This window comes from Vibrio penaeicida (assembly GCF_002933855.1).
Classification (GTDB): Bacteria; Pseudomonadota; Gammaproteobacteria; order Enterobacterales; family Vibrionaceae; genus Vibrio; species Vibrio penaeicida_A.
In genome coordinates, this window is sequence record NZ_BFAQ01000008.1 from 136,996 (window position 1) to 158,745 (window position 21,750).

Annotated in this window: 21 protein-coding genes; 18 read left to right on the forward strand and 3 right to left on the reverse strand. The window is 44.0% G+C overall.

The window, feature by feature from the left end; translation table 11 throughout:
* Nucleotides 1-105 precede the first annotated feature (105 nt).
* Together VPNCDNU1_RS02440 and VPNCDNU1_RS02445 are read left to right on the forward strand one after the other, a co-directional pair.
* Nucleotides 106-444 carry a zinc ribbon domain-containing protein YjdM gene (locus tag VPNCDNU1_RS02440; protein ID WP_104398880.1) on the forward strand — a complete coding sequence of 113 codons (339 nt, stop codon included), beginning with the start codon at nucleotides 106-108 and terminating at the stop codon, nucleotides 442-444.
* A gap of 160 nt (nucleotides 445-604) precedes the next feature.
* Nucleotides 605-1,030, forward strand: a complete 426-nt coding sequence (locus VPNCDNU1_RS02445; RefSeq protein ID WP_104398881.1) for a hypothetical protein — start codon at nucleotides 605-607, stop codon at nucleotides 1,028-1,030.
* Between the two features lie 126 nt (nucleotides 1,031-1,156).
* On the opposite strand, the gene VPNCDNU1_RS02450 is transcribed toward VPNCDNU1_RS02445, so the two are convergent.
* Nucleotides 1,157-1,345 (reverse strand): hypothetical protein, encoded by a 189-nt coding sequence (locus tag VPNCDNU1_RS02450; RefSeq protein WP_104398882.1) that lies wholly within the window; start codon nucleotides 1,343-1,345, stop codon nucleotides 1,157-1,159.
* Between the two features lie 228 nt (nucleotides 1,346-1,573).
* On the opposite strand from VPNCDNU1_RS02450, the gene VPNCDNU1_RS02455 reads away from it, so the two are divergent.
* The 14 genes from VPNCDNU1_RS02455 (at nucleotide 1,574) to VPNCDNU1_RS02520 (ending at nucleotide 17,805) form a co-directional block, all read left to right on the forward strand.
* Nucleotides 1,574-1,858: a hypothetical protein gene (locus VPNCDNU1_RS02455; protein ID WP_104398883.1), complete on the forward strand. Its 285-nt coding sequence runs from the start codon at nucleotides 1,574-1,576 to the stop codon at nucleotides 1,856-1,858.
* A gap of 101 nt (nucleotides 1,859-1,959) precedes the next feature.
* A complete protein-coding gene (locus VPNCDNU1_RS02460) occupies nucleotides 1,960-3,126 on the forward strand; it encodes an HD domain-containing phosphohydrolase (RefSeq protein WP_104398884.1) in 1,167 nt (388 codons plus the stop codon).
* A gap of 118 nt (nucleotides 3,127-3,244) precedes the next feature.
* Nucleotides 3,245-3,715, forward strand: coding sequence for a GNAT family N-acetyltransferase (locus tag VPNCDNU1_RS02465; protein ID WP_104398974.1), 471 nt, complete (start codon nucleotides 3,245-3,247; stop codon nucleotides 3,713-3,715).
* Between the two features lie 537 nt (nucleotides 3,716-4,252).
* The gene (locus tag VPNCDNU1_RS02470; protein WP_104398885.1) at nucleotides 4,253-7,141 is read left to right on the forward strand and encodes a pyridoxal phosphate-dependent class III aminotransferase; all 2,889 of its coding nucleotides are present in this window, start codon (nucleotides 4,253-4,255) and stop codon (nucleotides 7,139-7,141) included.
* 13 nt (nucleotides 7,142-7,154) lie between these two features.
* Nucleotides 7,155-8,405: a carboxynorspermidine synthase gene (locus VPNCDNU1_RS02475; protein WP_104398886.1), complete on the forward strand. Its 1,251-nt coding sequence runs from the start codon at nucleotides 7,155-7,157 to the stop codon at nucleotides 8,403-8,405.
* A gap of 186 nt (nucleotides 8,406-8,591) precedes the next feature.
* Entirely contained in the window at nucleotides 8,592-9,725 is a 1,134-nt protein-coding gene (gene nspC, locus VPNCDNU1_RS02480; protein WP_104398887.1) for a carboxynorspermidine decarboxylase, read from the forward strand.
* Between the two features lie 157 nt (nucleotides 9,726-9,882).
* Nucleotides 9,883-10,902 (forward strand): LacI family DNA-binding transcriptional regulator, encoded by a 1,020-nt coding sequence (locus tag VPNCDNU1_RS02485; RefSeq protein ID WP_104398888.1) that lies wholly within the window; start codon nucleotides 9,883-9,885, stop codon nucleotides 10,900-10,902.
* A gap of 318 nt (nucleotides 10,903-11,220) precedes the next feature.
* Nucleotides 11,221-12,198, forward strand: a complete 978-nt coding sequence (locus VPNCDNU1_RS02490; protein ID WP_104398889.1) for an ABC transporter substrate-binding protein — start codon at nucleotides 11,221-11,223, stop codon at nucleotides 12,196-12,198.
* Between the two features lie 159 nt (nucleotides 12,199-12,357).
* Nucleotides 12,358-13,395 (forward strand): ABC transporter permease subunit, encoded by a 1,038-nt coding sequence (locus tag VPNCDNU1_RS02495; protein ID WP_104398890.1) that lies wholly within the window; start codon nucleotides 12,358-12,360, stop codon nucleotides 13,393-13,395.
* The gene (locus VPNCDNU1_RS02500; protein WP_237324072.1) at nucleotides 13,388-14,149 is read left to right on the forward strand and encodes an ATP-binding cassette domain-containing protein; all 762 of its coding nucleotides are present in this window, start codon (nucleotides 13,388-13,390) and stop codon (nucleotides 14,147-14,149) included. The genes VPNCDNU1_RS02495 and VPNCDNU1_RS02500 overlap by 8 nt, the downstream gene beginning before the upstream one ends.
* 10 nt (nucleotides 14,150-14,159) lie before the next feature.
* Nucleotides 14,160-14,996, forward strand: coding sequence for a class I fructose-bisphosphate aldolase (locus VPNCDNU1_RS02505; RefSeq protein WP_104398891.1), 837 nt, complete (start codon nucleotides 14,160-14,162; stop codon nucleotides 14,994-14,996).
* The gene (locus VPNCDNU1_RS02510; RefSeq protein ID WP_201797105.1) at nucleotides 14,993-16,129 is read left to right on the forward strand and encodes a Gfo/Idh/MocA family protein; all 1,137 of its coding nucleotides are present in this window, start codon (nucleotides 14,993-14,995) and stop codon (nucleotides 16,127-16,129) included. The genes VPNCDNU1_RS02505 and VPNCDNU1_RS02510 overlap by 4 nt, the downstream gene beginning before the upstream one ends.
* A complete protein-coding gene (locus VPNCDNU1_RS02515) occupies nucleotides 16,126-16,794 on the forward strand; it encodes a D-lyxose/D-mannose family sugar isomerase (RefSeq protein WP_104398893.1) in 669 nt (222 codons plus the stop codon). The genes VPNCDNU1_RS02510 and VPNCDNU1_RS02515 overlap by 4 nt, the downstream gene beginning before the upstream one ends.
* A gap of 6 nt (nucleotides 16,795-16,800) precedes the next feature.
* Nucleotides 16,801-17,805, forward strand: coding sequence for a carbohydrate kinase family protein (locus VPNCDNU1_RS02520; RefSeq protein ID WP_104398894.1), 1,005 nt, complete (start codon nucleotides 16,801-16,803; stop codon nucleotides 17,803-17,805).
* A 147-nt stretch (nucleotides 17,806-17,952) separates the two neighbouring features.
* On the opposite strand, the gene VPNCDNU1_RS02525 is transcribed toward VPNCDNU1_RS02520, so the two are convergent.
* Both VPNCDNU1_RS02525 and VPNCDNU1_RS02535 read right to left on the reverse strand, forming a co-directional pair.
* The gene (locus VPNCDNU1_RS02525) at nucleotides 17,953-18,465 is read right to left on the reverse strand and encodes a glycine cleavage system protein R (RefSeq protein WP_104398895.1); all 513 of its coding nucleotides are present in this window, start codon (nucleotides 18,463-18,465) and stop codon (nucleotides 17,953-17,955) included.
* Between the two features lie 446 nt (nucleotides 18,466-18,911).
* A complete protein-coding gene (locus VPNCDNU1_RS02535) occupies nucleotides 18,912-19,814 on the reverse strand; it encodes a DUF3943 domain-containing protein (protein ID WP_442758988.1) in 903 nt (300 codons plus the stop codon).
* A 200-nt stretch (nucleotides 19,815-20,014) separates the two neighbouring features.
* Between VPNCDNU1_RS02535 and VPNCDNU1_RS02540 the strand changes: the two genes are divergently transcribed.
* On the forward strand, nucleotides 20,015-21,250 hold the full coding sequence (locus tag VPNCDNU1_RS02540; RefSeq protein ID WP_104398897.1) for a CinA family nicotinamide mononucleotide deamidase-related protein: 1,236 nt from the start codon (nucleotides 20,015-20,017) through the stop codon (nucleotides 21,248-21,250).
* A gap of 219 nt (nucleotides 21,251-21,469) precedes the next feature.
* Complete coding sequence (locus VPNCDNU1_RS02545) at nucleotides 21,470-21,736, forward strand: 30S ribosomal protein S6 modification protein (RefSeq protein WP_104398898.1); 267 nt, start codon at nucleotides 21,470-21,472, stop codon at nucleotides 21,734-21,736.
* Nucleotides 21,737-21,750 lie beyond the last annotated feature (14 nt).

The window sequence follows — 21,750 nt, forward strand, 5'->3', positions numbered from 1 at the left end:
AAAATTTGATATGTGAGATTTAAAAACAATTTCTAGATTCCACTCGCTATAGATAAAAAGAGTGATTAACATATTCGCGATGTTAAGTTTTATAAGAGTTGAAGTATGTCCTTTCCTCCTTGTCAAAATTGCCAGTCTGAGTTTGTATACCAAGATCAGAATCATTTAATTTGCCCAGAGTGTGCACATGAGTGGAATCCTTCAGAAGCATTTAGTGAAGAAGGTGCGTTCACCGTTAAAGACGCAAATGGAACACAACTACAAGAAGGAGATAAGGTAACCCTAGCGAAAGATTTAAAAGTAAAAGGCAGTTCTTTGGTACTTAAAATAGGAACCAAAGCGGTCATTAGGAGAATCGTTGAAGGTAAAGATCATCAATTGGACTGCAAGGTTGATGGTGCTGGAGAAATGATGGTTACCGCTAAGTTTGTTAAAAGAGCCTGAGTTGAAGTTAGACAAAATATGCGGCTCTGGTTCCTACACCTTGAGGTCACTTGGGTATACATTTAGAACATCAACACTTTGTTACGTTACTTCGGTTTTCTAGAGTGAGTTGTTCGCATTATTATGAGAGGGAATAAGTATCCGCTTTTTAAGAGGTAATATGAAAAAGTCCCTGACAGCATTGGTTATAACACTTGCCCTAGTAGGGTGTGAAGACGCAGCCAATGCCATCGACCAAGCACAAGAAGCTGCAAACAGCGCTGTAGATAATTTCCAAGAAGAGCTGGATTTTTCGAATTTTGCTGACTTAGATTTGGAGCAATTCGGTAGTGCAACAGAGTCGGTTCAAGCACTTACATCGGCGATTGAACAAATTACGAATATGGATTTCAATGATTCTGAGGCGCTGACTCAAGCCACTGAGCACGTTTCTAATGCGTATAGCTGCCTAGTTGACGCATCATCAGAGTCAACCGCCGAAAAGTTGATTGAAAAAATTATGGGCTCTATAGCAAACCAAGATGCGCTAACCCTTATTGAAGAGGGTGTGGAAAAAGCGAAAGCGGCGCAAGAATGTGTCATTTAAATTGGTTTGTTGTTATTCCTAATAGAGAAAAACGACAGCTTGAAGATATAGAAGGCTCAAAGAAATTTGAGCCTTTATCGAATAAAGTCATATTTACACAATAACACACATATAAAACTGAGTAGGCTAAACAATCACTTCATGGTATTTAGGGTCGTCTCTGTCGAGCAATATCTTAGAACCATCCTTAAACGTATACATTTTTTTTGTGGAACTGATGAACTCAGATTGATTTGGCTTAAGGGCGATTTTCAATACTAAGGTCAAACCGTCAGTAAAGTCATATACAAGCTCTTCTGCGATGGTTTTTGTCATAAAATTTCTGTAACCCTTTGAACTAGCTAATGTTGAAATGCCTTTAATCCTACCGTTATTTTCTTCTAAAACCAAACCATACAAAGGGTTTTATCAGTCCCAGAAGTTGTGAGTTTGACTTAGTTGTATCAAAAGTAAGATATGTGTCTAGGTCTGTTGGCGAATTCGTATAATGTGGCTTAAAGTTATTTATGGAACAGTTTATCTTTGATTTTTGAGGAGGTGAACATGGCCGTATCTCGCAAACAGGGTGACACTGGTAAACATTATAATCCTGAACAGGATTTCAATAATGATCAAAGACATAGATTTACTGAAATCGCTAATCAGGCAGCAGAAAGGCGCGCTCAAAAAGCCGCGTTGCGTGGGCGTTCGGAAGCTCATGAGAAAGCGCATACACCGACAGCACCAAAACGGAAGAAAAGCCGTTACGGCGGTTTAATTCGAGTAGTGATTTGGTCATTGGTACTTGGGCTTACTTGGCTATGGGTGATCTTCATGACAAGTACATGAGCGAAATACAAAGAAAACCTGCCTAATCTAGCCACTCGAAACTTAATAAACCTATCAGTGTTCTATACTGCTATTAGACGTGAACATAGTAGGTAAAAAAGATGGCGCTCCCAAAAGAAATATCTGAAGAAGAAATCCAATACGAATCGCTCGGAGACTTCTTTCAAGATTTTCGAGAAGCTCATGAAAAATGTGAAGTTATTTTAATTGATCTTGAACATCGACCAGACGATGTGGATTTGCTAAATGGGCTTTTTCGGGTAGTGCACACAATTAAAGGAAACTTAGTCTACGTTGGCTTAGTGTCCATCACGCCGCTTATGCAAAGCCTTGAAGATTTGCTGGATTACATTCGAAAAGGGCATTTGAAATACGACAGTATTCTGTGTGACGTTATTCTTCTCTCTTTAGACAAAACAAAACAAATGGTAGAGGCTAGGTTAGACGAGAAAGAAAGCCCTCTAGCAGAAAATATACTGGATAAAATTTGTGAAGACATAAGTTTGGTCGCCGATGTTTCCCCAGAAAGACAGGTAGCGCTCATTAACGATGTGTTACTTCTGCTCGATCCTACAACTAAGTTAACTGAGCAGCATACCGATGCTCCAATACTAAAAGAAATAGGGAAGGGGTCTGATGGTGAAAGCTACCAAAATGAGCTTTTAGCTATGTTGTCTAGTTATGGTATCGAAACCGATGATGACATCCGTTTTTACTCAAGCTTGGTTCAACCTCTGGAAGACCGAAGTAAGTATTGGCACGGGCGAACCCTAAGGCAGCTATTCTTAAGCTTAGAAATGAACAAATCAGCAGGCAGCCCGGTAGAGGCTTCTCAACTGGCAGTTGCTGTTATGCTACATGATATTGGCATGTCGTTTATGCCGCTAGAAATGTTGAATAAAAAGGGCACAATTACTACTGCAGAAAGAGAAATACTGCACCACCATCCTTATTCGGGATATTTGTTATTGAATGAATCTATCCGGTGGCACGATGCTGCGGTCATGATTTTTCAGCATCATGAGCAAATGGATGGAACGGGTTACCCGAATCACTTAAATCAAGATCAAATCTCTGACGGTGCAAAAATACTGAGCATTGTCGATACCTTCGATGCGCGTACTCACGAGCGAGCACATCATACCTTACTTAAACGACCACTGGTCCGCTGTATTGTAGAAATCAACAACTACAAAGGAACCCAGTTTGATGACAAGTGGGTTAATGTATTTAATCAAGTTGCCAAACAACATTTCAAGTCGGAATAAATATGGCTTGAAATATCGCGGTGCGGCTTGTTAACAAACGTTAACTTCTTTACATATGGATTGCTGTACATTCATAGGATTGAGTACGCAGGATATATAAACAGTGAACATTTCGTTGATGTCTCGACAGGATTTTGGTGAATTTTGGGATACGTTTCAATCTGTTATTCAAGCGCAAGAAACCTACGCGTTTGATCCAGATATGTCATTTGATGAAGCTTATGCCTTATGGGTTGAATTACCTGAGGCTTGCTTTGTTTTTAAAGAAAATAACCAAATTTTAGGAAGCTATTACATAAAGAGAAACGCGAGCGGTCCAAGTCGTCATATATGCAATTGTGGTTATATGGTTACTCCATTTGCGAGAGGTAAAGGAGTAGCAACTGCTATGTGTATTCATTCACAAGAGCAAGCAATAAGCATGGGGTTTAGAGCGATGCAATTTAATTCCGTTGTTGCCTCTAACGATATAGCCGTTAAGCTGTGGCAGAAATTAGGGTTTAAGATCTTGGGTATTATTCCCGATGCATATCAACACAAAAAGTTGGGTTTTGTAGACAGTTACATCATGCATAAGAAGCTTATTTAACCTTACATATAACGGAATTAGATATAAGTTAATATACTGAAATATAATGATTTTATTGTGTTTCACTTAAGAGGGCTATTAGCAATATATATAATTGTTAATAGCCAAATGTAAAAACCGTTGCGCTCCCTAATAATCTAAGATATTCTCCGCGCTAATCTCGAAGAGCGTTTTGGGGGATACGCACAATGACCATTCAAGCTGATTGTGACATTGTGTAGGGTAGGTACTAATCGGTGCTTCGATTAGTAGATGGGAAGAAGAATGCCACAGGACTGGTATTATTATAGGAAGCCCAACATGACTAATTTGACTTCATTTTTTAAAATCAGCTTCGTACTTCCGAATTGCGGTATTATCACCGAGCCTTGATCCGTCTTGACATTTCTTAAATAGCATTCTCTGCTAGTTTCTTTCCTTGTTTGTTTAGCAAACACAGGTCGCTTTTATTTGCTTTCTCGTTAGCGCGAGGAAGGCATAAATATCGCTATTCAAAGATCATTTTCTTGAAATGGCACTATTTAAAGGTTTTTTGCGATGAGCACAGCTTTTGAAATGGACGCGTCACGCTCCGAATCCCCATTTTCATCTCTTGTTCCGGGCATTGAAGGGGTTTATGACCTCACTCCCGATCAAGTTTTACTCGATCAAGAACAACACGAATCTGAAGTACGTTCTTATCCACGTCGTTTACCTATTGCAATCAAAAGAGCATACGGCGCTTTAGTAGAAGATACTCGCGGTCAGATTTTTCTAGACTGTTTGGCCGGCGCAGGCACGCTGGCAATGGGTTATAACCATCCAGAAATTAACCAAGCTCTAAAAGAGCAGTTAGATTCTGGTTTGCCTTATCAAACATTAGATATCACCACCAAAGCTAAAGACACTTTCATTAAACGCGTAAAAGCGTTTCTACCGGAAGACTTTGCTAAAAACTCTGCGATTCAGTTTTGTGGTCCTTCTGGTGCCGATGCGGTTGAAGCCGCAATCAAACTTGCGAAACAAACCACGGGTCGTAATACCATGTTCGCATTCCGCGGTGCTTACCACGGTATGACAAACGGCACCATGGGCATGATGGGTAACCTTGGCACCAAGGCTCGCCGTACAGGATTGATGTCCGACGTTCACTTCATGCCGTTCCCATATAACTTACGTTGCCCGTTTGGTTTGGGTGGTAATGAAGGCGCAAAAGCCAGTATTCGCTATATGGAAAGACTGCTCAATGATGACGAAGCAGGCATCATGAAGCCAGCTGCCATCATTGTTGAACCCGTGCAAGGTGAGGGGGGGGTGATTCCCGCGCCTGCATTTTGGTTACGCGAGCTCCGCCGACTCTGTGATGAGCACGGTATTCTTTTAATATTCGATGAAATCCAGTGTGGCGTCGGTAAATCAGGTTACCGCTTTGCGTTTGAAGAGTCGGGTATATCGCCTGATATTTTGTGTTTGTCTAAAGCCATTGGTGGTGGCCTACCGATGTCTCTATTGGTATTTAGCAAAGAGATCGACACTTGGAAGGCGGGTGAGCACACTGGTACATTCCGCGGTAACCAACTTGCGATGGTATCGGGAGCGAAGGCGTTAGAGATTATCGAGAGAGATAATCTTGTTGAACATGCCAATATTGCTGGTCAGTACTTAAGATTGGGTTTCGAGAAAATCCAAAAGCGCGTGAATTGTATTGCTGAAGTTCGCGGCAGAGGCTTAATGCTGGGTTTGGAAATTCAAAAACCAAACGGTGAGAAAAACAAATTTGGTGAACCAGCTTCCGATGGTGAGCTAACTCTTGCCATTCAAAGAGCCGCACTAGAGCGTGGATTGATGGTTGAAAAAGGCGGGCGCGACGGATCGGTTATTCGATTCCTACCCCCTTTAATCATTTCATTCGAGCAAATCGATTTTGCTTTGAAAGTGCTTGAAGAAGCGATCGTTGTCGCTGGCGGTGGCATTAAAGAATCGCTACCAGAATCAGACGTGTGGAAAAAACATTTCATTCACACGGGCGAAGCGGGTGCCAATGAATTTGCTTCTGTAATGAACCACACTACTGCTGCAATGAAACAGCTTTTTGAACAGATCGATAAGCCTTATTCAGGGATGGATCCTAAACTGCTTGAATCTCAGATCAATGCTGTCAACCTGAATTCGTCTAATGAAAGCCTTACCGACGTGATCAGCAATGCAACAGACTTGGTTGCTAAAAACGCTATCTTTACGCAACATCCTAACTGCATTGCTCATTTGCATACCCCCCCATTAATGTCCGCTATTGCGGCAGAAGCCATGATTGCGGCATTGAACCAATCTATGGATTCTTGGGACCAAGCGTCTTCTGCAACTTATGTCGAACAGAAAGTCGTGGATTGGTTATGTGAGCGATACGACCTAGGCAATAAAGCGGACGGAATCTTTACCAGTGGTGGTACACAAAGCAACCAAATGGGCTTGATGCTGGCGCGCGATTGGATTGCCGACAAACTCAGCGGTCACTCCATTCAAAAGCTGGGCTTACCGGATTATGCCGATAAGCTGCGTATCGTTTGTTCAGAAAAAGCACACTTTACAGTGCAAAAATCCGCATCTTGGATGGGATTGGGCGAGCAAGCCATTCTCACTGTAGATGCATTGCCGAATGGTACCATGGACGCGTCTAAGCTGGATGAAACTGTCGCTAAAGCGAAATCCGAAGGTTTAATACCTTTTGCAATTGTTGGTACAGCTGGCACTACCGACCATGGTGCGATCGACGATATGAATACCATCGCCAATGTTGCTGAAAAACATGAACTTTGGATGCACGTTGATGGCGCTTACGGTGGCGCTCTGATTTTAAGTAGCCATAAAGCGCGGTTATCTGGTATTGAAAAAGCCGATTCGTTGAGTGTGGATTTTCATAAATTGTTCTACCAAACAATCAGCTGCGGATCATTACTCGTAAAAGACAAAGCGAACTTTAAATACTTGCTTCATCATGCCGATTACCTAAATCGTGAACACGATGAGTTGCCGAATTTGGTCGACAAATCCATCGCGACCACCAAACGTTTTGACGCTCTGAAAGTGTTTATGACAATGCAAAATGTAGGACCGCAAGCGTTGGGCGATATGTATGATCACTTGCTTGAGCAAACTTTGCAGGTGGCAGACCTCGTGCATCAACGCAAAGGTTTTGAATTGCTGACTGAGCCAGCGTTATCAACGGTATTGTTCCGAGTGGCCAATTCACAAGTAATAGACCTGTGCAAACTAAACCAAAAAGTGCGCATAGAAGCACTGGTTCGCGGTATTGCCGTCTTAGGTGAAACATCGGTTAATGGACAGTCTGCACTTAAATTTACCATCTTAAATCCATGTCTGGCTTTGTCAGATTTTGAACAACTATTAAATGATATCGACCAGTTAGCGGTTGAACTAGCGAAATAAGGGAACAAGAATAATGGCAATTCTTCAAATTGGTGCAGGCGGCGTAGGTTGGGTAGTCGCGCATAAAGCAGCGCAAAATAACGACGCACTGGGTGATATCACAATTGCATCACGTACGGTCAGTAAGTGTGAAAAAATCATCGAATCTATTCAGAAGAAAAATAACCTGAAAGATCCATCTAAGAAGCTGGAAGCTCGCGCTGTAGACGCTGATGATGTGGAAGCGTTAGTTGCGCTAATCAAAGACGTTCAACCGGATCTCGTCATTAACGCTGGTCCTCCATGGGTAAACATGACCATCATGGAAGCGTGTTATCAAGCAAAAGTATCGTACCTAGACACGTCAGTCGCCGTCGATCTGTGCTCTGAAGGTCAGCAAGTACCGCAAGCCTACGATTGGCAGTGGGGTTACCGCGAGAAGTTTAAAGAAGCGGGTATCACGGGTATTCTGGGTGCTGGTTTTGACCCGGGTGTGGTATCGATATTTGCTGCTTACGCAGTGAAACACTTGTTCGATGAAATCGACACCATCGATGTTATGGATGTGAATGCGGGTGACCACGGTAAGAAGTTCGCAACCAACTTTGACCCAGAAACCAACATGCTGGAAATTCAAGGCGATTCTTTCTATTGGGAAAACGAAGAGTGGAAACAAGTACCATGTCATTCTCGTATGCTAGAGTTTGATTTCCCGAACTGTGGGACACACAAAGTGTACTCAATGGCGCATGATGAAGTGCGTTCAATGAAAGAATTCATTCCTGCTAAGCGTATCGAGTTCTGGATGGGGTTCGGTGACAAGTACCTAAACTACTTCAACTGTATGCGTGATATCGGCTTGCTAAGCCCAGATCCGCTGACTTTACATGATGGAACAGTAGTTCAGCCTCTGCATGTTCTTAAAGCACTGTTGCCAGATCCAACTTCTTTGGCACCAGGCTACACTGGCTTAACGTGTATCGGAACGTGGGTTCAAGGTAAGAAAGACGGCAAAGAGCGCAGTGTGTTCATTTACAACAATGCCGATCACGAAGTGGCGTACGAAGACGTTGAGCATCAAGCCATCTCTTACACGACGGGTGTTCCTGCCATTACCGCAGCACTTCAGTTCTTCCGCGGTGAGTGGGCAGATAAAGGTGTGTTCAACATGGAGCAACTAGATCCAGATCCGTTCCTAGAAACCATGCCTTCTATTGGTCTGGATTGGCATGTTCAAGAGTTGGAAGTTGGTCAAGGGCTACCGGTTATCCATACTTTGAAGTAATTCTTGTTATTTGCTGCTGTAGCGTTGTCCATCGTGTTCACTTACATTCGTAAACAACGCTCGGTCTCATAGCTACAAAAGCAAATCTCAACGAATTCCAAACAAAATAAATATAAGCCGATGCTCCTGCGTCGGCTTTGTACGATTTGGCAGCGCTTTCTAGCGAAGGCTCTCAAGGTACTAACAATGCAAAAAAGCGAACTTAAAACACCTTACTTCATGATTAATGAAGATAAGTTGATAGCAAATTTAGAGAAAGCAAAACAACTGAAAGAGATTTCGGGTGTGAAGTTGGTGTTGGCGCTCAAGTGTTTCTCCACTTGGGGTGTGTTTGACATCATCAAACCCTATCTAGATGGAACAACAAGCTCCGGTCCATACGAAGTTAAACTCGGACATGAAACCTTTGGCGGCGAGACTCACGCATACAGCGTTGGCTACAGCGAAGAAGACGTTCGCGAAGTCGCTGAAATTTGCGACAAGATGATCTTTAATTCCCAAAATCAATTGGCTGCCTATCGCCATATGGTTGAAGGCAAAGCTTCGATTGGTTTACGTCTAAACCCTGGTGTAAGTTATGCGGGGCAAGACTTAGCAAATCCTGCCCGAAAATTTTCTCGCTTGGGCGTTCAAGCCGATCATATTAACCCAGACGTATTCGATTCAATTGACGGTGTAATGTTCCACATGAACTGTGAGAACAAAGACGTGGACGCATTCATCGGTTTGCTGGACTCCATATCAGAGCAGTTTGGTGAATACCTAAATAAACTGGATTGGGTCAGCATGGGCGGCGGTGTATTTTTTACTTGGCCGGGTTACGACATAGAAAAACTGGGGCTGGCGCTGAAAGCGTTCTCGGAGAAGCATGGCGTACAAATGTATCTTGAGCCAGGCGAAGCCATCATCACCAAAACGACAGATTTAGTAGTGACTGTCGTCGATGTGGTTGAAAATGAAATGAAAACAGCCATCGTTGACTCAGCAACGGAAGCGCATCGACTGGATACGCTTATCTACGATGAGCCCGCATCCATCCTTGAAGCGAGTGAACGTGGCGAGCACCAATACGTAATTGGCTCATGCTCCTGTTTGGCTGGCGACCAATTCTGCGTAGCGAACTTTGATGCACCGTTAGAAATTGGACAGAAGCTACACATCTTAGACAGCGCTGGCTACACCATGGTTAAGCTGAATTGGTTTAACGGGCTTAAAATGCCATCCATTTACTGTGAACGCTCCGACGGGGAAATTCAAAAGCTGAATGAATTTGATTACTCCGATTTCAAACGTTCACTGTCTCAGTGGTCGGTTTCGTAACATTCGAAAGAGAATCAATAAAGCGATATAACGGGCGAATACGTGGTGTGTTCGCCCTTTTCATATCTTATCTATTGACTCGTGTAGAGAATACTGAAAAATTCGTAGGAGTTAGGGGAAATCAACCCTAGAGAGCCCATTCACAGAAAGGAAACCTATGTCCAGTAAGCCGTCCAATACCGTTACTATGTCTGATGTTGCCAAATTAGCGGGTGTTTCTCGGGCGTCGGCTTCTAAGTATTTCAATGGTGATATGTCCCTTAAACAAGCCACCATTGCGCGTATTCAAGCGGCGTGTGAAGCCTTGCAATATGTGCCGAATCAACACGCTGTGAATTTAGTGAAAGGGCAGAGCTCATTAATTGCCGCAGTCGTCCCTTCTACGACCGACAGTTTTTACTCCGGTACGCTCAAATACATCGAAGATTTTGCCAATGAAAAAGGTCTCAATCTCATTGTACAAAGTACCCATGGCGATCCAGAACGCGAGCGCAAAATCATTCAATCGCTTCGAAGTTTAAAGCCGAGATCTCTAATTCTCGTTCCAACCTCAAGTGACGAAGCATCCGTTCAGTTTTTTGAAGCGCTTAGACACGATATCCATATCGTTTGGTTGGATAACTGCTTACTCGAAAACGCCAGTTATGTGGTTAATGATAACCGTCATAGTTTGGAGATTATAACGGACTACTTTCTCGAAAAAGAGATTCACCCATACTATTTGGATGTACCCAAAATTCTGGAAAAGCCGTCTATTACGGCTAGACGGAAGAGCTATCAAGATTGCCTTAAAAGAGCAGGGCTAGAGCCCCGATTTATCGTGGATGAACAGTCGGATATTACATGGCCAGATGCCACCTATGGCTACGAAATGATTCACCAATGGTTAAACGAGACCAATTGGAAAGCGCAGCCCTGCGGTATTATTTGTATGAACGACAACATTGCGGTGGGGGCTTTGAGTGCACTGAATAATGCAGGTGTGAAAATCGGTAAACAGGTTTTACTCGCGGGTCATGATGATATTGAATTGGCGCCGTACTTGCACCCGCCATTGACCACGGTGAAACAAAGCTGTAATCAGATGGCAAGAGCCGTTGTTGATGCTGTGTTGGAGCCGGCTATTATTCGCGAAGTAACGATTCATTCAAGATTGGTGAAAAGACTTTCAGCGTAATCCTTACTCAAAAAATGAGTCTTTCGAGCCTGTCTTTTGACTGAATTTCATACATGATCATTTTCGGTGCGGAATTTATACCTACATAACTAACTGTATTTTAAAGAGCCCACCTTTCCGCTTGTTTCCAAACTGTTCACTAAATCACCTTTCTCATTTTTGATTATATACACGTGTCAAATTATAACATAAGGTTAACTTTAACGGTTCGGTTTGAAAATCGGGTAAGGGCAAATCGGACGAATTGCCTACCTCTAGTGAGAGTTTTTATTGCTAGAAATACCCATATCATCCCATCTGAAACAAGGAAGGAAAACGATGAAACATACCGTAAAAGTTGCCACCATGACGGCAATCATTGGTTTGTCTGCGATGTTTAGCCACATGACCAATGCCGCCGAAAAGTTGAAACTCGCCCTTATCCCGGGTGTGGTTGACCCGTTTTATTTCACCATGCATCGCGGTGCCCAACATGCTGCTGATGCCATTGGCGCGGATTTGGCTTTCCAAGTTCCAAGAGAATGGAATACCACCGCTCAAGTGCCAATACTGAATGCGATCATTGCAAAAAAACCTGATGCGATCCTGATTTCCCCCGTGGATAAGCAACAACTCATCGCCCCACTTAAACAGGCTGTAGATGCGGGCATTCGCGTCATTACTGTCGATACTTTCATTGACGATGGTAACTACCAAGATGGGGCGGGACCGGGTGATTTCGTTGATAGCTATATCGCTTCAGACAATGTTTTAGGCGGTCGAATTGCAGCGCGCGCACTTGCTGAATCCATTGGACACAAGGGAAAAGTGTACGTTGCCAGCGTGAAACCAGGTATCTCTACCACAGACCAGCGTGCTGAAGGCTTTATGGATGAAATGAAACGCTGGCCTGATGTCGAAGTTTTGAAAATTCAATACAACGAAGATGATTCCAATAAATCCGCATCTCAACTTCAAGCCGTTTATGCACGTAACCCAGACTTAGCCGGTGTGTTTGGGGCAAATACTTTCTCTGCATTGGGCGCTGCCGAAGGCGTTAAAAAACTGGGTAAAGTTGGAAAAATCAAAGTTGTTGCATTTGATGCACTACCAAGAATTGTGCAAGACATCAAATCTGGTTTGGTCGATATCGCCGTGGCTCAGCAGCCTGCCACAATGGGGTATTACGGTGTGATGACGGCTCACGCACTTCTTACTGGGCAAGCAGTGCCTAACCAGATTGGTACAGGGTTTGTGGTGATGGATAAATCGAATATCGATTCTCCAGACATCCTGAAGTACGTGTACTCAGATTAAACCCCAAAATGATGCCTCATAAATAGATGTGTCACAGAGCAGTGGTTCATCGAGTTATGAGTCATAGAATTCAGTAAGGGTCATCAACCCTAAGCATTCGCTTGAAACTAAGGGGCAGAAGGACTCTGCCCCAGAAACTCCAAAAAATAGGTGTTATTTATGTCTAGTGTTCCAACTACCACAAAGGCAGGGGACAGCGCATCTCAAGATACGGGATTTTCTTGGCTGGAATGGTTGAGTAAAGCGTGGCCTTGGTTGTTTTTGAGTTTGTTGCTGATCTTTTTCGAAGTGTGGTCTCAAATTATGTTTGAAACGACCTTTCTGGGTAACAGCTTTACCTTACAAAGCATCGCGTTGTTTGCTGCCGCACCACTTTTGCTTGGGATTGGGCAAACTTTTGTCATCATTGCGGCGGGTATCGATTTGTCGTTAGGTTTCATTATGGGCTTTGCGTCCGTGATCATGGCCACCACTATGAACTTGATGCCCGCGGATACCTTCATTGCCATTGTGGTTGGGTTTGCTGCTGCGCTATTTGCTTCCTTTATACCCGGGGTTATTAATGGAACCCTGATTGCACGGCTCGCTATTCCTCCTTTTATCGGAACCCTAGGCATGTATGGCGTTGCGCGAGGGATGGGCTTTATCTTTGCCGATGGCACCACAGTACCCGTCAACAATACCTATTTATATGCCTTTGGTAATGGCAAGTTACTTGGAATCCCTTATCCCGTTCTTCTCGCCCTCGCGGTTTTGATTGTTGCGCATTATATCCTTTCTCAAACTCGCTTTGGTCAATACACCTACGCAATAGGTGGTAACAGGCATGCGGCTATCCGCTCAGGAATCAAAGTAAAACGACAGCTGACTTGGGTATATATCCTCGCGGCGTTGTGTGCAGGGTTGGCAGGGGCAACGTATACGGCAAGGTTTTCTGCGGGTGCAGCTCAAGCGGGTGAACCGATGCTTTTAGACTCCATTGCAGCAGTTGTTATTGGCGGTGCAAGTCTATTTGGTGGCTATGGCACTGTGGTTGGTACATTAATAGGGGCGTTGATAATCGCGGTGATCCAGTTTGGTCTCGTATTCATAGACGTGGAGCCATTTTGGCAGTTTGTCGCCGTCGGGGTTGTGATCATTGTCTCTGTGTTTATTGACCAATCTAAATCTAAGCTGACAGGAGGCTCTGGTGACTAGTACTTCTGAAATGAAACCGATTCTTTCCGCTTCAAAGATTTGCAAAACATTTGGTGGTGTTGAAGCTCTTAAAGATGTGTCGTTTGAAGTTAAGCCAGGCGAAGTGATGGCGCTGGTGGGGGACAATGGAGCAGGAAAATCCACCCTAATTAAAACACTGTCTGGAGTATATATCCCCGACAGTGGAACCATGACGTACCAAGCGGAACAAATTGCGTTTGAAGACCCGTCGCAAGCTCGAAGTTCAGGTATCGAAACCATCTATCAGGACTTGGCGCTCGCCGATAATTTGGACGTGGGCAGCAATATTTTTCTTGGTCGAGAACCTAAAACCAAACGCCTCGGTATTTTCCCTGTTCTCGACAGAACGTACATGACCAAAGTGGCGGAAGAAGTGATTAAGCCACTCGACATCATCATCCCTAAAGCATCGTTGAAAAAGCCCGTATTGAGTTTGTCTGGTGGTCAGAGGCAGGCCATAGCCATCGGTCGCGCGGTGTATTGGCAAGCAAAGGTGCTGATTATGGATGAGCCGACAGCCGCGCTCGGGGTGCCAGAACAAAGAAAAGTGATGGAGTTGATCTTAAAGCTCAAAGAACAAGGCGTTGCGATCATTCTCATTTCTCACAACATGAATGACGTGTTTGCCGTATCCGACAGAATTACGGTCCTTCGTCGTGGTCAAGTGGTTGGAGTGCGTGAGGCTTCAGAAACCAACAGCGAAGAACTTGTCCATTTAATGGTTGCAGGCTAAGGAAAATATCATGTTATCAGCAAGAATGAACCGATTGTTTGGGGAGTCAGGTCACTGTTTTGATGTGGCCATAGATCACGGCATGTTTAATCAGGGTGCGTTTCTACAAGGCATTGAGAATATGGAACAAGCCATCTCTGCCATTGTGAAAGCAGACCCGGATGCCATCCAACTTCCGCCGGGGAGTGCACGTTTACTGCAAGGCATGAATAGGCCTAAGAAGCCAGCATTGGTATTGCGGACAGACATTGCGAACTGTTATGGCACAGAGTTAGTGCCGCCCATTTTCTCTGAAATGATCGAAAATCCAGTCGAAAGAGCCCTTAGGTTGGATGCGGCATGTGTGGTGGTGAATCTACTGCAATTGCCGAATGAAACCGATTTGTATCGCCAGTGCTTAAAGCGAATCAACGTGCTGCGCAAAGAATGTGAGATTTACGATATGCCCTTAATGGTCGAGCCTTTGGTAATGCAGCCCAATAGCAGCGCTGGCGGCTATATGGTCGATGGTGACATCAGAAAAATTGTTCCTTTGGTTCGTCAAGCGAGTGAGCTGGGGGCGGATATCATTAAAGCAGATCCTTGCGACGACGTGAGTCAATACCACAAAGTGATCGAAACTGCGCAGCAAGTGCCTGTTTTGGTCAGAGGGGGCGGTCGGGTGAGTGATGAAGAGATTCTAAAAAGAACCGCAGAGCTTATGGAACAGGGCGCGAAGGGTATTGTGTATGGTCGCAATGTGATTCAACACCACGATCCAGAAGGAATTACGCGCGCCCTAATGAAAATTGTCCATGAAGGCGTAACGCTGCAAGAGGCAAAATTGCTGATTGGGGACGCATCATGAAAACCATCCGATTTGGGATTATTGGAGGCGGAATGATGGGCAAAGAATTTGCCTCGGCAGCCGCGCGTTGGTGTCATTTAACGAACGTTGCAGCCAAGCCTGAAATTGTTGCGCTGTGTGATACCAACTCATCAATACATGGTTGGTATCGAGACAATTTTACATCCATTAGAACCTATACCGAAAATTACCAAGCGCTACTTAGCGATGAGTCCATCGATGCGATTTATTGCGCGGTGCCGCACCATCTACATGACAAACTCTACATAGACATCATCAAAGCAGGGAAGCACCTGCTCGCTGAGAAACCCTTTGGTATCGATAAATCAGCGTCTGAAAAGATCTTAGCGTGTATTGAAGATCACCCAGAGGTGTTTGTGCGATGCACTTCAGAATTTCCATTTTACCCAGCGATGCAAGCCATGATTCGGGATATGGAAAACAGCGGCGAGAATACCTTTCTACACGCTGATATTGGATTCCTTCACTCCAGCGATATCAATCCGGATAAGCCAATTAACTGGAAACGGCAAAAGCAATTTTGTGGTGAATACGGGTGTATGGGCGACTTGGGAATGCACATTCTGCATGTGCCTTTAAAGCTGGGTTGGGCATTTGAAAGTGTTTATGCCCAATTAAGCGACGTGGTGAAAAAAAGAAAGGACACACAAGGGGAGTGGACAGACTGCGATACCTTTGAAAATGCCGACTTACATTGTATGACGAGTTGGCAAGGTCAGACATTTCCAGCGCGTTTAAAAACGTACCGAATAGCGCCGGGCCACAATAACTCTTGGTATTTTGAGCTGCATGGAATCAACAGCAGTTTTCGATTTTCTACGGCAAGCCCCAACCAGTACGAAAAAATGGAATATCAGGCTGGTGGCACACAAATATGGCAAACCATACCAGTAGGGTATTTGCCCGCCTATCCAACTATTTCAGGTGGGATCATGGAGTTTGGTTTTACCGATGCCGTACTACAAATGTGGGCATCGTTTGTCGACGAGCTGGCGACTGGGCGTGTGTCAGGCTTTCAATGTGTTACACCTCAAGAAGCCATGATCCAGCATCAAATTTTCACGGCAGCCTTGCTGTCTCATCAAAATAAATCTGTGGAGAAAATACAATGAAACGATCTCAAGTCAATCAAGCCATACGCGACGCTGAAGAATTGATGGAAGCATTTCATTTTAAACTTCCGCGTTGGGGTAATTGGAATAATGAGGTATGGCAAGGTAATGGTGATCTAGCGGCTTACAATCATAAATACCAGCTAGGGTGGGATGTGACCGATTTCAACGAAGACCGATTCGATCAACGAGGGTTGGTTTTGTTTTGCATTCGCAATGGCGATCAGTCGGATAAAAATAGCGTGCCTTACGCCGAAAAAATCATGATGGTAAAAGAAGATCAGGAAACCCCCCTTCATTATCACAAGAAAAAAGTCGAAGACATCATCAACCGCGGTGGCGGTAACTTAGTGGTGGAATGTGTGAAAGTGAATGGTAAAGGCGAGCACTTAGACAAAGACATCGAAGTAACGGTGGATGGGGAAGTTGTAAGGGCGAAACCGTTCGAGAAAATCATTCTTGCACCAGGGCAAAGCATTCGAATCCCCACAGGGTTAATGCATCGCTTTTACGGTGAAAAAGGCAAAGGTCCGGTGCTGACTGGCGAAGTATCGATGGCGAACGACGATAATGGTGACAATTATTTTGATCAGCCACTTGGTCGCTTTTCAGATATTGTTGAAGACGAACCCGCGATTTACCCTCTTTGGAATGAACTTAAGTAGGTAAGCATGGCAGATAGAAAAGGCATTCTGTGCATAGGGAATTGGATCGTCGACTTGGTGCATTTTGTCTCCCCTTGGCCTGAAAAGTCTGGTCTAGGGCTGATTGAGCGACAAGTGAAAGGCCCCGGTGGTTGTGCATTTAATGTGGCGATTGGTTTAAGCGTTCTAGACGAAACCTTACCCGTTTATGGCTGTGGTGTGGTGGGCGACGACGAATACGGTCAGTTTGCTTTGGATATCTGCCATCAGTATGGGTTCGATTATTCGTGGATTAAGTCGGTTCCTGGTATTACAGCGCACACTCACGTTATGACGGATGCCGGCACAGGCGAACGAACTTTTTTCTATCAGGACGGAGTATCGGCGGAGTTTTCCCCAGCCGATATTCCCTATACCGCCATTGGTATGCGAAACATAAAAATTGCACACTTTGGGTATTTATTACTGCTCAAAACCATGGATACCTTAGACAGAAACGGTTTACCTTACGCTGCCAAAGCACTAAAACAGTTAAAGTTTTTGGGTTTAGAAACCAGTTTAGACATGGTTTCGACGGAAATTGAAAACGTTGAAAAACAGGTTACCCCTTGCCTGAAATACGTCGACCACTTGATCATAAACGAACTCGAAGCAGGGTACTGTTTACAAAAAAAGCTGCGAAAAAACGGAACAATAGACTCTGAAGATATCTTGGAAGCCGCGAAGGCACTGCTTGAGAAAGGGGTAAATAAAAACGTCATCATCCACATGCCAGAAGGTGCCGCGTGGGTCTCTAAATTTGGTGATTCTATTTGGGTTGAAAGCCTACAACTCAGCCCCGACGATATTATTTCTAGCGTAGGGGCGGGCGACGCGTTTTGCAGCGCTTGCCTTTGGGGAATTTACAATGAAGTCAGCCCAGTAAAAACACTTCATTTGGCTAACGCAAATGCTGCCGAGTGTCTGAAAGGGTACACCACGGTTGATTCGCTAGGGTCCATACGTGATATTTGGAACAAATACGACCTTTAGCCATTAGCCTTTAGTAAAGTGAAGGTGAATTGTCTCGCTAACTTCAATATCGTACATTGTGTTAAGTACAAACATGAGATTTTGGCTATACGAAAAAGCCCAAACAATGTGGTCTGCTTGGGCTCGAAGTTTAAATTGTAGAAGAGTTTAATCCTCCAACACGACACGAGTATCTTCGCTCAGTGATTCCAGCTCGTTAATGATGTCGTTGATGTTGGATTCTTTAGGTATTTTTAATGCCATGGTCGAGCTGAAGAGGCTGGAGCTTACACCTCCTCCGCCAGCAATAAATACGCGTTGGCAGTCCATGTCTAGTATGCTGACTCCCTCTCCATCCAGCACATGGCTGATTTCATTCACGATGCCGGCCCTATCATTAGAGTCCAATCTAATTTGGTGGATGGTATCGGTTTCGTAACTCAGATCGCTCGCTTGGCTGAATTGTACGATGAGGTCGGGGGTATTTAAGAATGCATCTTTAACGGTATCTTCATTCTCAGATGGCAACTCAATTTTTATAACGGCTGCAACTTGGTGTTCAATGAAATTCACTTTGCTAAGAAGCCACTTTCCACCATTATCATGTGTCGTTGACGCTAATTTCTTGATAGTGGTAGGGGTTGCAGTGCCGACAAAATTTACAATAAAAGTCGTGTACATATTACATCCTCCTGATCGCAGGGTGGCTATTAACTATACCCAAGTAACCTCAAGATGCTGGGTCCAGCGAGAATTAACTGGCTTTCAGACAAGACACCGATTTGAAGATTTGGTGGTTCTAAATCAAGAATCGGTAACGCAGTATGAAAGCCAGTTAAACTCGCCCTTGGGAGCCCATATTCTGTTCCATTTCATCGTCAAAGAACTTGGAAAGGACCTGTCATTCCGCTGCGTTCTCTTCCTTGAACTGGAACAGAATATGAGGCTCTGAACTCTGCACCTTGAGGTCGCTTGGGTATAAGTGAGTATAGGAAATTACCTGAAAGGAAATATGATAAGAATCAAGTTTATTAAAACCGCATTCGGTGTAGCTTTAAAAAACAGGCATAGCTCTAAAAATTGAAAAAGCGCCACGAAGGGCGCTTTGAACAAGGTAAAGAACAACGTTAAAACGTTAGCGTCAGTTCCATCCCGTAGAACTGTTTGTCTAATGGACCTTGAGGGTTTACTGCCATATCGACTTCGGTTTGGTAACCTGTCCAAGGTTGAGTTCGGAAGTTAAACTTCGCATCACCACCCCACGCATCGGTTACCCAGTAATGAATGTGACCTACCGGGTTTAGGAAAAACAGCGAGACATCACCGAGGGTTTCAGACCCTAATACTTCACCACCATTGTGGACAATTTTTTGTTCGCCTTCGAACATCAGTTCACCGACAACAGCGCCAAAGAAAGGTGTGATGAAAATATCTTGCCAAGAGGGGATCTCAGCAAACGCTTCTACGCCAAATTCCCAGAATAAAGTCGACATCGTCATCGAGTAGAGATAAGACTCAAATTCATTAAATCCTGCATGGCGAGAAGCCGTGTAATAAACACCACCAAAATAAGGGTGCATTATGTAGTTGAGGAAGTGCTCGTCTCTGTCCCAGACAGGACCCTGACTGACATTCTCAGACCATTTTTCCCCGAGTTTACTCATATCGCGGGCTTCGGCATCCCATTTGGTAATACTCTCGGGCAGAAGTGTCATTAAGCCTACTGTAGCAACGCTGAGCCCCAAAATCGTATAGGTTTGTTCTTTCAGGTAATTCCAGTCTTTTTCAGGCTGCACTTGAAGATACAAAGGAAGAGGCGCTTCGAGTTTTGGTTCCGTCTCAATATTGTCATTTAAAGAGAGATAGAATGGATTTACATTTGTTTCAATGTTAAGACTGTAGCTTTGTTGATCATCGCCGTTATATAAGTCATAAGAGAAGTTGTTGATATCAAAATCAGCAGCTTGGGTTGACGTAGCAAATGCAAGCAATGCGGTAGACAGTGACTTCAGTCGCACAGAGATCTCCATTGAGAAAAACCAAAAATAGTGAGCTGAGCATTATTCTCTTTACGAATGAGAGATGCAATCCTTTTAATCGTTAAAAAATTGAAAAATATCAGCTTGTAAGGCGGTCTAATTAGAATAGTTGAGCTGAATGTAGTTGACTATGAATTACTATTTTGCATCGAACAATTGTGATATCAAAAGAAAAAGCAAAGGTTAAGTTTATGTTGAAAGTGGCAATGTTGAGTACAGGCGAAGAGGTGCTTCACGGAGATATCGTGGATACCAATGCTTCATGGCTAGGTGAAATCCTGTATCAAAGTGGATTTCAGCTTTCGGCACGTTCTACAGTTGGCGACCAGCTTGATGTGTTGAAAGAAGAGATTTTGCGTCTTAGCGAATCTTTCGACATTGTTATTGTGAATGGTGGGCTTGGCCCAACAACCGATGATCTAACGGCGTCGGCCGCCGCGAAAGCGTCTGGACAAAAACTCAGTTTGTTCCAAGATTGGTTAACTGTTCTGGAAGAAAAATTTACTCGTCGTGGGCTTACTATGCCAGACAGTAATCTCAAGCAGGCGATGCTCCCAGAAAAAGCCGCCATTATCGATAACCCAATCGGGACGGCTTGCGGGTTTTCGATGACGCTCAATAAAGCCAAACTATATTTTACGCCGGGTGTGCCGAGCGAATTTAAGCGCATGGTAGAGGAGCAAATTATTCCGATACTAAGCGAGACATACCGCGATATCCTCCCGTCGGAATGCAGCAGACTCTATACTATTGGGCTCTCTGAGTCAGGTATATCAGACAAATTAGATCTGATTAAACTGCCCGATCAGTATGAACTGGGATACCGCTCTTATTTACCTTTCATTGAAGTGAAGATATTTGGTCCTGCAGCAGACATGGAAAGGCGTTTGAAGCTTCTTCAAATTGTATACGGTCACCTGAAAGACAATGTCGTGAGTGTGGATGAACCCATGGTTGATAATGTGGCTGCTCTTTTGGTTGAGGGGGGAACAACGCTGTCTCTTGCGGAGCAGGCTAGCGGTGGTTTTCTGACGAGTTGGTTGCACGAGAATGAGCTTATGGCAAAACTGCTTAAGCAAAGCTGGGTGATGAACACCGAAATGGATAAAAATTTGGTTGAGCAAGATCCACTGGCTGCATCTTTGGCCTTGGCTGCTGCAACCCGAGAAAACGGAAAGGCTACGTTCGGATTGTCCTGTGGCAAATTGAAGGACAATGTGTTTGCGGTTGCCTTATCCACCGGAAATGGTGAGTGGGGGCAAGTGCTAGAGTTTGCACGAAATTATGGAAAGCAGGATAAACGTAGCTTAATTGCAGCTGTTATGTTGGACATGTTAAGGCGTCATTTGGAGGAAAAAGCTGTCTTTGGACATTACAGCTCTCTGGTTAGAAAAAAAGAGCTTTATGTGCCAAATTCTGCGGTGTAAAAGTTATAAGAGAATTCGTTGACTTTTAATTTGTCGTTATCTCTCAAAGGTTAAAGTCGAGTAAAAAAACACCAAATATGTTTCGGTTTTTATGCAAGATATTTTTTGACCATTTTCTTTAATTTGAGGCTTGGGATCGGCTGAGAATTAGCTAATATAAGAAGGGTCAGAACAATTAAATGACACACTGTTATCATCATTTGCGATCTGGAGGGACCCATGATTACACAAACAATGATCAAAGTTTGGTACCGAGTATCCGGTGAAAAAGTGTTGTTAGGAGAAGCACATAGCGAACATGTCAGCGATTTAGTATCGACTTGGTTAGCAGCACCTATAGCGGATAACGATACCCCAAATGGTGGTTATCGAATGTCATTGTTTGACGACGATGGCAAATCCATAGGTGAGAAGGATATTTCGTTCAAGACGGCTGAATATTTACTCGGAAAATATGCAGATTTAAGCAGATCTGAATGTGTTTAAGATGCAAGAAATTG

Excerpts from the sequence above, each read along its gene's own strand:
- VPNCDNU1_RS02440 (WP_104398880.1), top strand. The coding sequence starts at position 106 with ATGTCCTTTCCTCCTTGTCAAAATTGCCAGTCTGAGTTTGTATACCAA.
- VPNCDNU1_RS02445 (WP_104398881.1), top strand. The coding sequence starts at position 605 with ATGAAAAAGTCCCTGACAGCATTGGTTATAACACTTGCCCTAGTAGGG.
- VPNCDNU1_RS02450 (WP_104398882.1), bottom strand. The coding sequence starts at position 1,345 with ATGACAAAAACCATCGCAGAAGAGCTTGTATATGACTTTACTGACGGT.
- VPNCDNU1_RS02455 (WP_104398883.1), top strand. The coding sequence starts at position 1,574 with ATGGCCGTATCTCGCAAACAGGGTGACACTGGTAAACATTATAATCCT.
- VPNCDNU1_RS02460 (WP_104398884.1), top strand. The coding sequence starts at position 1,960 with ATGGCGCTCCCAAAAGAAATATCTGAAGAAGAAATCCAATACGAATCG.
- VPNCDNU1_RS02465 (WP_104398974.1), top strand. The coding sequence starts at position 3,245 with ATGTCTCGACAGGATTTTGGTGAATTTTGGGATACGTTTCAATCTGTT.
- VPNCDNU1_RS02470 (WP_104398885.1), top strand. The coding sequence starts at position 4,253 with ATGAGCACAGCTTTTGAAATGGACGCGTCACGCTCCGAATCCCCATTT.
- VPNCDNU1_RS02475 (WP_104398886.1), top strand. The coding sequence starts at position 7,155 with ATGGCAATTCTTCAAATTGGTGCAGGCGGCGTAGGTTGGGTAGTCGCG.
- nspC (WP_104398887.1), top strand. The coding sequence starts at position 8,592 with ATGCAAAAAAGCGAACTTAAAACACCTTACTTCATGATTAATGAAGAT.
- VPNCDNU1_RS02485 (WP_104398888.1), top strand. The coding sequence starts at position 9,883 with ATGTCCAGTAAGCCGTCCAATACCGTTACTATGTCTGATGTTGCCAAA.
- VPNCDNU1_RS02490 (WP_104398889.1), top strand. The coding sequence starts at position 11,221 with ATGAAACATACCGTAAAAGTTGCCACCATGACGGCAATCATTGGTTTG.
- VPNCDNU1_RS02495 (WP_104398890.1), top strand. The coding sequence starts at position 12,358 with ATGTCTAGTGTTCCAACTACCACAAAGGCAGGGGACAGCGCATCTCAA.
- VPNCDNU1_RS02505 (WP_104398891.1), top strand. The coding sequence starts at position 14,160 with ATGTTATCAGCAAGAATGAACCGATTGTTTGGGGAGTCAGGTCACTGT.
- VPNCDNU1_RS02510 (WP_201797105.1), top strand. The coding sequence starts at position 14,993 with ATGAAAACCATCCGATTTGGGATTATTGGAGGCGGAATGATGGGCAAA.
- VPNCDNU1_RS02515 (WP_104398893.1), top strand. The coding sequence starts at position 16,126 with ATGAAACGATCTCAAGTCAATCAAGCCATACGCGACGCTGAAGAATTG.
- VPNCDNU1_RS02520 (WP_104398894.1), top strand. The coding sequence starts at position 16,801 with ATGGCAGATAGAAAAGGCATTCTGTGCATAGGGAATTGGATCGTCGAC.
- VPNCDNU1_RS02525 (WP_104398895.1), bottom strand. The coding sequence starts at position 18,465 with ATGTACACGACTTTTATTGTAAATTTTGTCGGCACTGCAACCCCTACC.
- VPNCDNU1_RS02535 (WP_442758988.1), bottom strand. The coding sequence starts at position 19,814 with ATGGAGATCTCTGTGCGACTGAAGTCACTGTCTACCGCATTGCTTGCA.
- VPNCDNU1_RS02540 (WP_104398897.1), top strand. The coding sequence starts at position 20,015 with ATGTTGAAAGTGGCAATGTTGAGTACAGGCGAAGAGGTGCTTCACGGA.
- VPNCDNU1_RS02545 (WP_104398898.1), top strand. The coding sequence starts at position 21,470 with ATGATTACACAAACAATGATCAAAGTTTGGTACCGAGTATCCGGTGAA.